Below are 14,657 nucleotides of genomic sequence, written 5' to 3'. Positions count from 1 at the left end.
CCGTGTGCGACCAAGCCAGCAACCCTCGATCTACCCGTGCGCTCAAACCTCAACAGCGCACCCCGCAAAACCACTGCCCAGCAGCTACACCAAGCCCCCAATACAAACTGCCACCGCCCCACCCAAAGTGACCACCGGAGGGGTTCGGGGCATGGGGGCTCACTGAGGGATCAAGCCTGACCGCCCGAAGTGAGGCACCATGCCCCGAACCCCCACCCAACGCAACCCGCGCAACGAAAGTCAGAAGTCGCGAAAATCGCGAAAATCGCAACCACCCACGGACGGCGAGCCCGCGGGAGCATACGGAAATCAACCACGCCGGAAGCGGGAATATCCGCTTCTAGGTCTTCAAACTCGTGATCATGTCCTGCAAACCGACCGCATGCCCAGGAAGCGCCGTCCCCGGAGCCGCCCGAAGCCCGTCAAGAATCACCGCCATCGCACGTGCCAGCATCTCGTCCCGCCCAGGCCCCGGCCGCAACAGCAACGACCCGAGAACCGCAATATCCCCCGTGCCGACATCAGCACGAAGCGCCCCCTCGGCCTGAGCCCCCCGGACTATCTCATCGAGCAACTCAAGAATCTCCGTCCGATGACGAACAATCTCCGGATCGTCATGAATGGCATGCCAGGCTGCCGGCGAGAGTAGCGACAACCGCAGACTGAGCCGTAGATCGGTAGACCGCCCGAGCAGCCGCACCAGCGCGTCCCAGGAGGTCTCCTCCTCCGCGAGCGCGGCCCGCGCCTCGTCGGCGAGCGCCCCGAAGTTGTCCTGCGCCACCGCCCGGACCAGCGCCTCACGATCGGGAAAGCGCCGGTAGAGCGTGCCGATGCCGACGCCGGCGAGGCGCGCGATCTCTTCCATCGGCTGATCGGTCCCACCGTGCAGGAAGGCCCGCTTGGCCGCCGCGATTATCTGGTCACGGTTGCGCTGCGCGTCGGCGCGGAGGCGCATCCCCTGCTCGGTGGACATGCGCAGATTGTGCCGTGGACTTCGCCGCGGCGGCGTACTAACGTCGGATTTAACCGGAAGCGTTTCATCCACTTCCAATCGATCTTCGATGATGGGATGACTCTGATGACCGCTCCACAGCTCCAGACGACCCGCAGCTGCCCGTTCGCGCCGCCGCCGGAGCACGTGCAGCTGCGCGACCTGGAGGCCCCGACCAAGGTCACGATGCCGGACGGACAGGAGGCCTGGGCGGTCGCCCGGCTCGAGGACGTGCGGGCGTTGCTGACCGATCCGCGTTTCAGCTCCGACCGGAGCCGGCCTGGCTTCCCGGTGCTGGTCAAGCAGCGTCCGAAGCCGGGCATGTTCCGTCCGGTGCTGCTCACGATGGACCCGCCGGAGCACGGTCCTGCCCGGCGCGCGGTCGTCGGCGAGTTCACGGTCCGGCGGATGGAGGCGCTGCGCCCGAGGATCCAGCAGATCGTCGACGAGCACATCGACGCGCTGCTCGCCGGCCCGGCGCCGGCCGACCTGGTGCAGGCGCTGTCACTGCCGGTGCCGTCGCTGGTGATCTGCGAGATGCTCGGCGTGCCCTACGCGGATCACGACTTCTTCCAGAACTGTTCCACGCAGATGCTGCGCCGGACGACGCCGCCGGAGCAGCGTGCCAAGGCCGCGGACGAGATCCGGTCGTACCTGCGGGATCTGCTCGCCCAGAAGCGCGCGCACCCGGCGGACGATCTGCTCACCCGGCAGCTCCCCCGCTACGACGACCCGGAGGACCTGGTCGGCCTCGCGTTCCTGCTGCTCATCGCGGGCCACGAGACCACGGCGAACATGATCTCGCTCGGCGTGGTGACGCTGCTCGACCACCCGGACCAGCTGGCGGCGCTGCTGGCGCACCCGGCGCTGACTCCGGCCGCGGTCGAGGAGCTGCTGCGGTACTTCACGATCGCGGAGTTCGCCACGTCCCGGGTCGCGAAGGAGGACGTGGAGCTGGGCGGCGCGCTGATCAAGGCCGGCGACGGCGTGGTCACGCTGGGGAACGCGGCCAACCGCGATCCGGCCGCGTTCGCGCGCGGCGACGAGTTCGACGTGGAGCGTGGCGCGCGGCACCACATCGCGTTCGGCTTCGGCCCGCACCAGTGCCTCGGCCAGAATCTGGCCCGCCTGGAGCTGCAGATCGTCTTCGACACGCTGTTCCGCCGGATCCCGTCGCTGCGCCTGGCCGCCGGCGTGGACGACCTGCCGTTCAAGGACGACGCCTCGATCTACGGCATCTACGAACTGCCCGTCACCTGGAGTGCGCCATGACCAAGATCCTCGCCGACACCAGCCGCTGCGTGGGCGCGGGCCAGTGCGTCCTCACCGACCCGGACGCGTTCGACCAGGACGAGGACGAGGGCCTGGTCATCGTGCTGGCGCCCGAGCCGTCGGACGAGGCCGCGCTCGAGCGCGCCCGCCGTGCCGCGCTCATCTGTCCCAGCCAGGCGCTGTCCCTGGCGGAGTGACCGGCGCTCAGAGCGGGGGGTCGGTGGCGAGCATGTGCAGGACCGGGCGGAGCTCCTCCAGGTCGACGCCGCCGACCTCCTCGGCGAAGCGGACCACGTCGTCCACGTCGAGGCGGGGAAGCTCCGTGCCGGGCGCGAACGAGTCCGGCAGGTCCGGCAGGTCGGGCACGCGGGGCAGCGCCGGGAGCGGGCCCAGGTCGAGCGTGCGACGGACCGCGTCCAGCATGGTGAGCAGGTCCGCGCGGGCCAGCTCGCGCAGGAAGGACCGGTCGGTGCGGGCGAAGCCGCGCGGGTCCAGGATCGCGTCGACCACCACGCGCTGGCGGCCGCGGCTGACCGTGACGCCGGGCGCGTCGCCGTCGCTGTAGAGCGGGGCCAGGTCCAGCGTGTGCAGGCCGGCGCGGGACCACCAGCGGCGCCAGCGCGGGTCCGCGTCGGTGGCGGCGATCAGCATCTGCATGGTGGCGTCGTACGCGGGCCGGGTGCCGAGCACGGTGTGCAGTCCGCCGCCGTAGGTCAGCCACACGTCCTCGTCCGGCGCGTCGTCCGCGGGACCGATCGGGGACCAGAGCGGGTTGCTGCCGGTCTCCACGCTCACCGGCGGCTCGTGCGTCCAGGCCACACCGGTCGACCGCTCGTACGCGTTGGCGGGCACCGCCAGCAGCCACTCCGCACCCGGCGCGGCGAACGCGGCGATCGACGGCGGGTCGTCGAACACGCGCCGGTAGGTCTCCCGCCCGGCCGCCACCACCGCGCACCGGGCGGCCAGGAACGCCTCCGTGCCACCGGGCACGAAGCCCGCGTGCACCGGCGTGTCGATCGCGTGCACGACCACGGCCAGGTGGTCCGCGAACGCGGTGATCTCGTTGATCGGACGGCCGGTGAGCTCGGCGGTGAGCGTGGGCACCGCGTCGTCCAGCTCCTCCGCGGACAGCAGCGCGACCGCGGTCCAGAACGCGCGCTCATCCATGCTCGTCACCCCGCTCCCGCCACACCGGCCACCTCAGTCAACGTAACCGCTCGGCCGTACCTCCGGGGTGGAATCGGCGCGGGCGGCCACGGCCGTCCCTCGGATCCAGCCCGCCCGCCGTCGCCGGGCGTGGCGCCGAGCCGGAGGAGCGAAGCGACGACCAGTAGCATGGCCTCCTTGTGAGCGCCACGATGATTGCCCGCGACCTTGCCGCCGGACACGGGGACCGGGTGCTCTTCTCCGGTCTGGACCTGGTCGTCGCGCCCGGTGACGTGGTCGGCCTGGTCGGTGTCAACGGCGCCGGCAAGTCCACGCTGCTGCGGACGATGGCCGGCCTCCTCCCGCCCGAGCAGGGCGCGGTGCAGGTCAATCCGCCGTCCGCCACGGTCGGCTACCTCCCGCAGGAGGCGGACCGGGTGCCCGGCGAGTCGGTGCGCGCGTTCCTGGCCCGGCGGACCGGTGTCGCGGACGCGCAGGCCGCGCTGGACGCGGCCACCGAGGCGCTGACGCTCGGAAGACCCAAAGCGGACGACGCCTATGCGGAGTCACTGGAACGCTGGCTGGACCTCGGCGGCGCGGACCTGGACGAGCGGGCCGAGGAGGTCGCGGCCGACCTGGGTCTGACCGTCGGCCTGGACCACCCGATGACCGGGCTCTCCGGCGGCCAGGCGGCCCGTGCCGGACTGGCGTCGCTGCTGCTCAGCCGCTACGACGTGGTGCTGCTCGACGAGCCCACGAACGACCTCGACCTGGACGGCCTGGCCCGGCTGGAACGGTTCGTCACCGGGCTGCGCACCGCCACGGTGCTGGTCAGCCACGACCGCGAGTTCCTGGCCCGGACCGTGACGCGCGTGGTCGAGCTGGACCTGGCACAGCAGCAGGTCAACACGTACGGCGGCGGCTACGAGGCGTACCTGGAGGAGCGGGAGACCGCGCGGCGGCACGCGCGCGAGTCCTACGAGGACTACGCGGACACGCTCGGCGGTCTGGAGGCGCGCGCCCGCATGCAGCGCGGCTGGATGGACAAGGGCGTGCGCAACGCGCGCCGCAAGGCCACGGACAACGACAAGATCGGCCGCAAGCACCGGGCCGAGGCCAGCGAGAAGCAGGCCGCGAAGGCCCGGCAGACCGAGAAGATGATCGAGCGGCTGGACGTGGTCGAGGAGCCCCGCAAGGAGTGGGAGCTGCGGATGACCATCGCTGCCGCGCCCCGGGCCGGCGCGGTGGTCGCGTCGATGCGGCAGGCCGTGGTCAGCCGCGGCGCGTTCACGCTCGGCCCGGTCACGCTGCAGATCGACTGGGCGGACCGGGTCGCGATCACCGGCGCGAACGGCTCCGGCAAGTCCACGCTGCTCGCGACGCTGCTCGGCCGGCTCGCGCCGGACAGCGGCGACGCCGGGCTCGGGCCGGGCGTGGTGGTCGGCGAGGTCGACCAGGCGCGCGGGCTGTTCCTCGGCGACGACGCGCTGATCGACGCGTTCTCCGCGCACGTGCCGGACCAGGCGCCGGCCGAGGTGCGGACGCTGCTGGCCAAGTTCGGCCTGCGGGCCGACCATGTGATGCGCCCGGCCGCGTCGTTGTCGCCGGGGGAACGTACCCGCGCCGCCCTGGCTCTTCTTCAGGCGAGCGGCGTCAACCTGCTCGTGCTCGACGAGCCGACCAACCACCTGGACCTCCCGGCGATCGAGCAGCTGGAGTCCGCGCTCGAGGGCTACCCGGGCACGCTGCTGCTGGTCACGCACGATCGCCGGATGCTCGACGCGGTCCGGGTCAACCGCCGGCTCGCCGTCGACGCCGGAACGGTCACGGAAGAGCGTCTGTAACCGGTTGGCACCCGCGCGCCTACCGGACCGGCACCGCGCGCCGTATTAGCTATGTCACGAAGCACATTGTTCAGGGGGTTGTGGTGAGCACTCGCGAAGCCGTCCGGGCAGAGGCGCTGTTCGCTTCCTGTCTGCAGGCATCTCAGGGACCCGCGGAAGCCGACGTCCGCGCCGCGGTCCACGACACGCTCGGCCGTCTCGGCGAGGGCGGCTGCGCCGGGGAGGTGGCCGGCGAGTTCGGCGACCACCCCGAGTCCGCCGCGGACCGGATGACCTGGGCGCTCCGTATGATCAGCCGCTGCTACCGCGACTGAGATTTTCCACCCTTCACGGGGGTACGGGCGAGAGGCGGTCATCTGTGACGGGCTGGCGGGACACCGGGCTTCCGGTCGAGGCGGTCCTGCCGTCGCTGATCGGCGCGCTGACCGCGCACGGCGCGAGCGTGCTGGTCGCACCGCCCGGCACCGGCAAGACCACGGTGGTGCCGCTGGCCCTTGCGGACCTCGGCGGCCGGGTCGTGGTCGCGGAGCCGCGGCGGGTGGCCGCGCGCGCCGCCGCACGCCGGATGGCGTCGATGCTGGGCGAGCCGGTCGGCGAGACCGTCGGCTTCACGGTCCGCGGCGAGCGGAAGGCGGGCCCGCGTACGCGCGTCGAGGTGGTCACCACCGGCGTGCTGGTCGCCCGCATGCAGCGCGACCCGGAGCTGCCCGGCACCGCGGCACTGATCCTGGACGAGTGCCACGAGCGGCACCTCGACTCCGACCTGGCGCTCGCGTTCGCCGCCGACATCCGCGCGAACCTGCGCCCCGAGCTGCTGGTGCTCGCCACCTCCGCCACCGCGGAGGCGGACCGGATCGCGCGCTGCCTCGGCTCTCCCCCGATCGTCACCGCCACCGCCGCAGTGTTCCCGGTCGACGTGGTGTGGGCGCCGCCGGAACGGCCGATCCCGCCGCCGCACGGGATGCGGGTGGAGCCGCGCTACCTCGACCACGTGGCCGCCGTGGTCCGGCGCGCGCTGGCCGAGAGCGACGGCGACCTGCTGGTCTTCCTGCCCGGTGCCGGAGAGATCGGCGCGGTGGCCGGGCGGCTGTCCGGGCTGCGCGGCGACGTCGACCTGATCACGCTGCACGGCCGGCAGGACTCCGGCGCCCAGGACGCGGCGCTGCGACCCGGCCCGCGACGACGGGTGGTGCTGGCCAGCGCGGTCGCGGAGAGCAGCCTGACCGTGCCGGGCGTGCGCGTGGTGGTGGACGCGGGGCTGAGCCGCGTACCCCGGATGGATCTCTCGCGTGGCCTCGGTTCACTCGCGACCGTGCGCGTCTCCCGGGCCTCCGCCACCCAGCGCGCCGGCCGGGCCGGTCGTGAGGCGCCGGGGCGCGTGTACCGCTGCTGGTCCGCGGCCGAGCACGATCGGCTGCCCGCGTTCCCGTCCCCGGAGATCGCGGACGCGGACCTGACCGCGTTCGTGCTGGAACTCGCCTGCTGGGGCACGCCGGACGGCTCCGGCCTCGCCCTGCCGGACCCGCCGCCCGCGGCCGCGCTGGAGGTGGCGACCACGACGTTGCGCGCGCTCGGGGCGCTGGGCCGGGACGGCCGGGTCACGGCGCGCGGGCGGGCGATGTCGCGGATGGGCGCGCATCCGCGGCTGGCCCGTGCGTTGCTGGACGGCGCGCCCGCGGTGGGCGCGGACCGGGCGGCCGAGGTGGTGGCCATGCTCTCCGACGACACGCTCACCGGCCGCCGCGACGACCTGACGGCGGCCTGGCGGGCGCTGCGCACGGGCGCGGATCCGGCGGCGTCGGCCCGCTGGCGCGCCGAGTCCCGGCGTCTCCGGTCGGCCGCGGCCCCGGCCCGCGAGGCGCAGCGGGATCGCGAGCGGGGTGGCGGCGGGCAGCGGCTGACGGATGATCTCGCCGCGGGGCTGGTGGCCGGGCTGGCGTATCCGGAGTGGCTGGCGCGGGCACGGCAGAGCGGGAGTCAGGACTATCTGATGGCCGGCGGCACCGCGGCGGAGCTGGCCGACGGTTCCGGGCTCACGGGCAGCCCGTGGCTGGCGATCGCGGCCGCGGACCGGGGCGCCGGCCGGGCGAACGCGCGGGTACGCCTGGCAGCCGTGATCGACGAGGAGACCGCGCGGGAGGCCGGCGCGCCGCTGCTCGCCGCCGCGGACGAGGTGGCCTGGGACGGCGACGAGCTGCGCGCCCGGCACGTGGAACGGCTCGGCGCGCTGGTGCTGCGGGAACGCCGGCTCGCGCAACCCGATCGGGCGCTGGTGGCCACGGCGCTGCGCGAGGCGCTCACGGAACGCGGCCTGGGCACGGTCCTGCAGTGGGGACGCGAGGCGGCGGCGCTGCGGGAGCGGCTGGCGTTCTGCCGGTCCGCGCTGGGTGAGCCGTGGCCGGACGTGAGCGACGCCGCGCTGCTGGACCGCCTGGACGAGTGGCTCGGGCCGGAGCTGACCCGGGCCCGGCGGCTCGGCGATCTGCGGCGGGCGGACCTGGGGTCGGCGCTGCGGCGGCTGCTGCCCTGGCGGGAGGCGGCCCGGCTGGACGAGGTGGCGCCGGAGCGGGTGACGGTGCCGAGCGGGTCGCGGGTGCGGCTGGACTACGCGGATCCGGCCGCGCCGGTGCTGGCCGTGAAGGTGCAGGAGGCGTTCGGATGGTCACGCGCGCCGATGGTGGGTGACGGCCGGGTGGGCGTGGTGCTGCACCTGCTGTCGCCGGCCGGGCGGCCGGTCGCGGTGACGCAGGATCTCCCGTCCTTCTGGAAGAACGGATATCCGCAGGTCAGGGGCGAACTACGGGGTCGTTACCCCCGGCACCCGTGGCCGGAGGACCCGACCACCGCGCCGCCGACGAAGCGCACGCAGCCGCGCCGTGGGTGAATCCCGCCGTTCCACTCTGTCGCGTTCCCGACACCAATTCCACCCAAAAAAGCGACATATGGTGTTTTAGTGCTTGAAAGCAGCTGGGGCGAACCGGCTGCAACGGCTTATGGAGGACCGCATGGCGACCATCATCGCTGCCGACGACGATCCGGACTTACGCGCCATCGTGGCCTCGATCCTCCGGCGCGCCGGTCACGTCGTGCAGCTGGAGGAGGACGGCGCGGCCGCGCTGGCCCGGGTCCGCGAGAACCGGCCGGACGTGCTGATCATCGACAACCAGATGCCGCGCATGACCGGCCTGGAGGTCCGCAACGTGCTCCGCGCCGACCCGCGCACGGCCGACCTGCCGATCGTGCTGGCCAGCGGCTCGCTGCGGGCGGAGGAGCTCGATCCGCCGAACCCGCTCGACTACCTCGTCCCGAAGCCGTTCACGTCGGGCCATCTGCTCGAAGCCGTCGAGTTGGCCCTGCTCGGCGCCGTGTTCAACCCGGTCCGCAACTGACCCCCGACTCAATGTTGAATCGCGTGGACCGTAGAGTTCGCGCCGCGGCGGCCCGCGCCGGCAGATTCACCGGCTCTCCCGCAAGAGACCCCCGGCCGGGCCGCCGATCCCGCAACCGCTCGGGCCGGGGCCTGAACATACCGGCCCTCCGGCAGGCGGCACCGGCCCTCCGGCAGGCCGCGATCGCACGCGGCAGGCCGATGCGGCGCTCGCGACAGGCGGGCGCTACCCGCCCGAGATTCGGGGAATAGCCGGTCGCGGCCTCGCACTGCCATCGGGAGCTGACCGGGAACATCCCCCGACGCGGCCTGACACCGCGAGGCGTCGCCCCGCGGTGTCAGGAGACCCGGTCAATCGAGGAGTCCGGCGGGAGATCCGGCTGGGGGCGTTCCAGTGGGGAGCGGCGGGGGACCAGGTAGGGGACGGTCGCCGCCACGAGGCCGAGGACCAGGCAGGCGGTGCCGGCGATGCCGACGGCGCCGCCGGCGTAGGCGACCAGGAAGCGGCGTGGGCTCAGCTCCTCGATCGACCAGTTGATGACGTCGTGGGTGAGCCAGAGCAGGACGCCGGCCAGCGCCAGTGCGCCGAGACCGCTCAGGACCAGCAGGACCGCGGCGCCCGGGGGGCGGGAGAACCCGGAACCGGGCGGGTCGGTGCGGTCGAAGGCGACCAGCAGCAGGCCTGCGGCGGAGGCCCAGACGCCGGCCACCAGGAAGGCGGCCACGGCGTCGCTGGGGCGGTGCCAGCCGGCGGCCAGCGTGGCCACGCCTGCGAACGCGGCCCAGCCGGTCAGCGCGAGCGCGCCGGGGCCGCTGATCGCGCGCGGCAGCACCAGGATCAGCGCGATCGCGACCGAGGCGGCGATGGTGGTGTGGCCGCTGGGCAGCGTGTTGCCGACGTCGACGCGGTCGGGGTCGATGCCGTAGTCGGGGCGCAGGCCGCGGAGCTTGAGCAGCTGGGTGCTGAGGTTCGCGCCCGCGATGACCAGGGTGGCGACCACGGCGAGCAGGAAGCGGCGGCGGAACACGGCGATGAAGAAGACCAGCGCGGTGACCAGCGCGAGCGAGACGACGGACATCGCGTTCAGCACCAGGTTGACCGGGCGTTCCAGCTCGTCGCGGCCGATCCAGTTGGCGGTCAGCGAGATGGTGTCGACGGCCTGCCCGGTGCGGGTCTGGACGAACAGGCGGTAGACGGCCAGCAGTGTCGCCGCCTGCGCCACGGTGAGCGCGACGAGCCAGGTCGCGAGGTATGCCTGTCGCCGGTCCATTTCAGGACGATAGACGACGAAACGCAAAGCGCAGTCCGGTGACCTCCAGTGTGCGCGGGAGCGGGCGGGCGCGGCTGAGCCGGTCGGCGTCGGCGAGGCGCACGTCGTACCCGTCGAGCAAGCTTTTGATCATGGAAGTGGCGGTGCGGAGCGCCAGGTCGGCCGGGAGCCCGGAGACCACCGGGGTGAAACGGGCCGGGCGGTGCAGCCAGAGCGTGGGTACGACCAGCGTGGTGCCGGCCGGCAGTTCCGCGCCGTCCCAGCGGGTCTTGCGCCGGGTGTCGCGGAGGATCGCGGGCTCGTCCGGCCACAGCCGCCGGGCCTCGCGCACGCACGCCTGCAGCATCGCCAGGTCGGTGCGCGCGGACGCCAGCGTGTCCGGATGGGTGGCCAGCAGGCCGAGCGTGCGGTACGCGACCGCGCCCGCCTCCTCCAGCTCCGCCAGCAGTTCCGGTGCCCGGCCGGCCATCGCAAGGCGGTCCGCGCGGCGCAGGTGGGCGCGGATCCGGGCGAGGAAGCGCCAGCGGACCGGGTCGCGGCGGCGGCGCAGGTAGCCCCAGTTGGCGTCCTGACGCAGGCGATCGAGCAGCGCGGTGAGCAGTTCGTCGTCGCGGGCACCGTCACCGAGCACGATGCGGCGGACGGCGTGGCGCAGCGCCGGCCGCACGTGGTCCCAGTCGATCGTGCCGTCCGCGGCCAGCGGCCGGATCTCCTCGCGGACGATGCGGTCGACGTCCCCCGAAAGATCTGCATAAGAGGATAAATCCGCAGAAATCGTGAAGTGGGCCAGCGCGCTCCGGCGCTCGCGTCCCACCGGCGGGAATTCCTCGGAGAGCACACGCCGGGCGTCGCCCTCGGACAGGATCAGCGCGACGGACCGGCCCGGCACCGTGAGCCGCAGCGGCCCGGTGCCGTACCGGTCGCGGAGGCGGTGCACCTCCGCGTCGGCGTACCGGTCCAGGCCCCACCGTGCCACCCACGGCCGCGGCGACACGATGCCACGGGCGAGCCCCGGCGCGAGCACCCGGGTCAGCACCCGGAGGGTGTCCCGCGCGCCGGCCCGGGGCGGGCGCCGCCGGGCCGTGCCGCTCTCGGTGCGGGGCGCGCCGACGGTGAAGGTCGCACTCATACCCCACGGGTTACCCGGGCTCCCGGAAGCTACTCCTTGAGCAGGCCCTCCCGGACCTGCCGGCGCAGCACCTTGCCGATCATGCTGCGCGGCAGCTCCTCGGCGATCACGATCCGGCGCGGCGCCTTGTAGCCGGCCAGCCGCTCGCGGGCCCAGGCACGCAGCGCCTCCGGGTCCGGGCCGGCGCCCTCGGCCGCGACGACCACGGCGACGACCTGCTCGCCCGCGTTCTCCGCGGGGATGCCGACCACAGCCGCGTCCGCGACGTCGGGGTGCGTGCGCAGCACCTCCTCCACCTCGGAGGGGTAGACGTTGAAGCCGCCGGTGATGATCAGTTCCTTGATCCGGTCGACGATGGTGAGGTAGCCGTCCTCGCTCATCACGGCCACGTCGCCGGTACGGATCCAGCCGCCCGGGAGCAGCACCTTCTCCGTCTCCTCCGGCAGGTTCCAGTACCCGGAGAACACCTGCGGGCCCTGGATGTGCAGCTCGCCGGGCTCGCCCTTCGGCACCGGCCTGGACGGGTCCTCACGGTCGGCGAGGCGGACGTTCGTGGACGGGAACGGCACGCCGATCGAGCCGGCCCGGCGGCCCTTCGACATCGGGTTGCCGATCGTGATCGGGGAGGTCTCGGTCATGCCGTAGCCCTCGATCAGCAGGCCGCCGGTGATCTTCTCCCAGCGGTCGACCGTGTCCGGCGGCAGCGCCATCGCGCCGGAGATCGCGTACCGGGCCGAGGACAGGTCGACGCCGCGCTTGACGGCCTCCGCGCCGAGCCGGTCGTACATGGTGGGCACGCCGGGGAAGAACGTCGGCGGACGGCGCGTGATGGCGTCCAGCACCATGCCGGGCTCGAAGCGGGGCAGCAGCACCGTGGTGGCGCCGATGGACACGGCCGTGGTGAGGCAGAGCGTCAGGCCGTACACGTGGAACATCGGCAGGACCGCGTAGAACGTCTCGGCGCCGGGGCGCAGGCCGGGCACCCAGGCCAGGTTCTGCGCCGCGTTCGCCCCGAGGTTGCGGTGGCTGAGGATCGCACCCTTGGGCGTGCCGGTGGTGCCGCCGGTGTACTGCAGCAGCGCGGTGTCGGAGGCGGACGGGTACGGCACGCTCTCCGGGACCGGCGCCGCGCTCGCGACGATCTTCTCCCAGCTGAACGCGCCGGCCGGGACCGGCCCGGTCATGTCCGCGCGGGTGCGCCGGGCCTGCGCGACCGGCAGTTTCAGCGCGAGCCGCTTGAGCGTGGGCAGCGCCGCGGTCAGGTCGACCGAGATGATCGTCTCGACGCCGGTACGGTTCCTGGTGGCCTCGACCAGGCCCGCGACCTTCTGCCAGACGATCGCGACGCGCGCGCCGTGGTCCGCGAGCTGGTGGGCGAGCTCGTCCTTGGTGTAGAGCGGGTTGTGCTCCACCACGATCGCGCCGAGCCGGAGCACGGCGTAGAACGCGACGATGTGCTGCGGGCAGTTCGGCAGCACCAGCGCGACGCGGTCACCGGCCCGGACGCCGAGCGCGTGCAGCGCACCGGCGGCGCGGGAGACCTGGTCACCGAGTTGCCGGTACGTGGTGGCCGCGCCGAGGAAGTCGAGCGCGACGTGTTCCGGGAAGCGCGCGACGGACTCCTCCAGATTCGCCGTCAGCGGCCGTTCGGGCACCGTGATGTCCGCCGGGACGCCCTCGGGGTAGGCCGCCAGCCAGGGCCGCTCGTCTGCCACGCGCTCTCCTACGGGTCCGTAACCTACGTTGCCGTAGGTTACCAGCCGGATGATCGGAATCCGAGCACTGCTCACGGTCACATCGATCGGGATAAGACCCCCCGCTAACGGGTAATTTTTTCAGGTTCACCCGATCAAGGGGGCGATCGGGTGGGCACTGCTCCCCTACCATGAGGCACGCTCGCACGCAGCGTCGCACGGCGAGTCTTCACGCGCACCACGCCTTTGCGAGGTTCCTCATGACGACCGAGCCGATCGAGTCCACCGGGTCGGCGAGATACACCGATCTCTCGCCCGTGATCCATGCGACGACCCGCTGGCTCCTCTCGGCGTACCCTCCGCTTCCCGGTTTCCTGTCCTTCCGCCTGGCGGAGGAGCAGGTCCGCCCGGCGGTCGCGCTCGCGGCCCGGCTGCGGTACCCGACCGACCTGGACGCCGGCCTGCTGCTGCTGACCGGCACCGGCGGCGCCGGGCGGCTGGACTGGCTGACCGGCTCCGACGTGCACCCGTCGCCCGGCGAGCCCTGGCGTGCGGAGGTAGACGAGGTGCTGGCCAGCTGGGCGGCCGCGCTGCTCACCGACGCGGACCTGGTCTCGGCCGCGATCGCGATCGCGCCGGTCGCGGAGGATCTGGACCGGCTGACCGCGCCGGACGCCCGCGACCTGGCCTCGGCCGCGGACCTGCGTCACCCGGAGCGGATGGCCGCGATCACCGCGCTGCACCTGGTCTCGCTGGAGGAGACGCTGGCCGCGGCGGGGTACACCGGCTGGTGAGGCCGATCCACAGCGAGAGCCGGGTGTCCGGCGCGTCCAGCGCGTCGCCGAACAACGCACGCAGGCGCCGCAGCCGGTAGCGGACCGTCTGCGGGTGCGTGTGCAGCGCGGCCGCGGCCGGGATCACCTGGCCCTGCTCGCGCAGCCAGGCCAGCAGCGTGGTCTCCATCGTGGCGCGTGCGGCCGGGCGCAGGCCGTCCAGCGGGGCCAGCACCCGGCCGGCCAGGTGCTCGGCCAGGCCCGGCTCCCAGCCGAGCAGCAGCGGCACCAGGTGCGCGTCGCACTCGATCACGCCCGGGTGCCCGGTCGCCAGCGCACGCTGCGACAACCGGTAGGACAGCCGTGCCCGCGCGGTCTCCACGACCGGCCCGAGCGCGGCCCGCCGGCCCGCCAGCGACCGTTTCAGAAGATCAAGAGCAGGCGGCGAGGGTACGACCACGCGCGCCGCATCATCGATCACCGCGGCCACCGCGCCGGCGCCGACCACGCGGGCGAGATGGTCCGCGTCCGTGCCCTCCACGCTGGCCACCACGACCGTCTCCGGCAGCGGCCAGCGCGCCGCGTCCGCGGCGGCGTGCAGCGCGGCCTCGCCCGGCGGGTCCGCCTGCGCCAGCAGCGTGATCAGCCGCCGCCGGGCCAGCGCCCAGTCGTGCCCGGACTCGCGCTGCGCCGCGAGGTAGCCCTCCGCGGCCACGCCGGTCAGCGAGTCCGCGAAACCGAACAGCGCGCCCGCGATCAGGTAGAGGTCGGCCGGCGGCGCCACCTCGTGCGCGGTGACGAACGCCCAGATCTCGCGCGCGCCCAGCGTCACCACCGCGCGCAGCGCGTCCACCCGGTGGCCCTCGTCGAACTCGGTGCGCCCCAGCGCGTGGAACACCTCCAGCGTGCGGCCCATCGTGCGGGACGGGTCCGCGATGCCGTCGGCGAACGCGTCGACCGCGGTGCGCACGCCCAGCTCCACGTTCCGCCCGGTGACCGGGCGGCCCTGCCCGGCGAACGCGGCCCGGACCGTGCCCAGCACCGCGGCCCGCAGCTGCGGCCGGAGCACGCGCAGCCTCGTGCCGGCCTCGGGCGGCAGCCGGGCCAGGCCGGGTTCCAGGTCGAGCAGCGCATCGTTTGTCATCGCGA

At 73.5% G+C, this 14,657-nt stretch carries 13 protein-coding genes; 7 read left to right on the top strand and 6 right to left on the bottom strand.

The window, feature by feature from the left end; all coding sequences use genetic code 11:
* Positions 1-340 precede the first annotated feature (340 nt).
* Entirely contained in the window at positions 341-973 is a 633-nt protein-coding gene (locus OP04_RS26785) for a TetR/AcrR family transcriptional regulator (RefSeq protein ID WP_033342574.1), read from the bottom strand.
* Positions 974-1,078: 105 nt separating this feature from the next.
* On the opposite strand from OP04_RS26785, the gene OP04_RS26780 reads away from it, so the two are divergent.
* Positions 1,079-2,263, top strand: a complete 1,185-nt coding sequence (locus tag OP04_RS26780; protein WP_033342573.1) for a cytochrome P450 — start codon at positions 1,079-1,081, stop codon at positions 2,261-2,263.
* Positions 2,260-2,460, top strand: a complete 201-nt coding sequence (locus OP04_RS26775; protein ID WP_033342572.1) for a ferredoxin — start codon at positions 2,260-2,262, stop codon at positions 2,458-2,460. Before OP04_RS26780 ends, OP04_RS26775 begins: the two co-directional genes overlap by 4 nt.
* A 7-nt stretch (positions 2,461-2,467) precedes the next feature.
* Here the strand turns inward: OP04_RS26775 and OP04_RS26770 are convergent, their stop codons facing one another.
* Complete coding sequence (locus OP04_RS26770) at positions 2,468-3,430, bottom strand: DUF4240 domain-containing protein (protein ID WP_033342571.1); 963 nt, start codon at positions 3,428-3,430, stop codon at positions 2,468-2,470.
* Positions 3,431-3,609: 179 nt separating this feature from the next.
* Here OP04_RS26770 and OP04_RS26765 point away from each other — a divergent pair, with 179 nt between their 5' ends.
* The 4 genes from OP04_RS26765 (at position 3,610) to OP04_RS26750 (ending at position 8,642) form a co-directional block, all read left to right on the top strand.
* Entirely contained in the window at positions 3,610-5,253 is a 1,644-nt protein-coding gene (locus OP04_RS26765; RefSeq protein ID WP_033342570.1) for an ABC-F family ATP-binding cassette domain-containing protein, read from the top strand.
* 83 nt (positions 5,254-5,336) lie between these two features.
* Positions 5,337-5,567, top strand: a complete 231-nt coding sequence (locus OP04_RS26760; RefSeq protein WP_157240378.1) for a hypothetical protein — start codon at positions 5,337-5,339, stop codon at positions 5,565-5,567.
* 44 nt (positions 5,568-5,611) lie between these two features.
* Entirely contained in the window at positions 5,612-8,137 is a 2,526-nt protein-coding gene (hrpB, locus tag OP04_RS26755) for an ATP-dependent helicase HrpB (RefSeq protein ID WP_033342568.1), read from the top strand.
* Positions 8,138-8,258: 121 nt separating this feature from the next.
* Positions 8,259-8,642: a response regulator gene (locus OP04_RS26750; protein WP_033342631.1), complete on the top strand. Its 384-nt coding sequence runs from the start codon at positions 8,259-8,261 to the stop codon at positions 8,640-8,642.
* A gap of 337 nt (positions 8,643-8,979) precedes the next feature.
* On the opposite strand, the gene OP04_RS26745 is transcribed toward OP04_RS26750, so the two are convergent.
* Genes OP04_RS26745 through OP04_RS26735 form a run of 3 tightly spaced genes read right to left on the bottom strand, consistent with a single transcriptional unit; the run spans position 8,980 to position 12,756 of the window.
* Complete coding sequence (locus tag OP04_RS26745) at positions 8,980-9,912, bottom strand: phosphatase PAP2 family protein (protein ID WP_051799086.1); 933 nt, start codon at positions 9,910-9,912, stop codon at positions 8,980-8,982.
* 1 nt (position 9,913) lies between these two features.
* Complete coding sequence (locus OP04_RS26740; protein ID WP_051799083.1) at positions 9,914-11,041, bottom strand: cytochrome P450 family protein; 1,128 nt, start codon at positions 11,039-11,041, stop codon at positions 9,914-9,916.
* 29 nt (positions 11,042-11,070) lie between these two features.
* Positions 11,071-12,756: a long-chain-fatty-acid--CoA ligase gene (locus OP04_RS26735; protein ID WP_033342567.1), complete on the bottom strand. Its 1,686-nt coding sequence runs from the start codon at positions 12,754-12,756 to the stop codon at positions 11,071-11,073.
* 239 nt (positions 12,757-12,995) lie between these two features.
* Here OP04_RS26735 and OP04_RS26730 point away from each other — a divergent pair, with 239 nt between their 5' ends.
* Positions 12,996-13,529 carry a hypothetical protein gene (locus OP04_RS26730; protein WP_051799081.1) on the top strand — a complete coding sequence of 178 codons (534 nt, stop codon included), beginning with the start codon at positions 12,996-12,998 and terminating at the stop codon, positions 13,527-13,529.
* Here the strand turns inward: OP04_RS26730 and OP04_RS26725 are convergent.
* On the bottom strand, positions 13,465-14,652 hold the full coding sequence (locus tag OP04_RS26725; RefSeq protein ID WP_033342566.1) for a helix-turn-helix domain-containing protein: 1,188 nt from the start codon (positions 14,650-14,652) through the stop codon (positions 13,465-13,467). The two genes, OP04_RS26730 and OP04_RS26725, sit on opposite strands and share 65 nt — an antisense overlap.
* Between the last annotated feature and the right edge of the window lie 5 nt (positions 14,653-14,657).

The sequence above is a fragment of the Catenuloplanes japonicus genome (assembly GCF_000717135.1).
In the GTDB taxonomy this organism is placed as follows: domain Bacteria; phylum Actinomycetota; class Actinomycetes; order Mycobacteriales; family Micromonosporaceae; genus Catenuloplanes; species Catenuloplanes japonicus.
The sequence above is the reverse complement of the archived record's forward strand: the minus strand, read 5'-3'. Positions and strand labels throughout refer to the sequence as shown.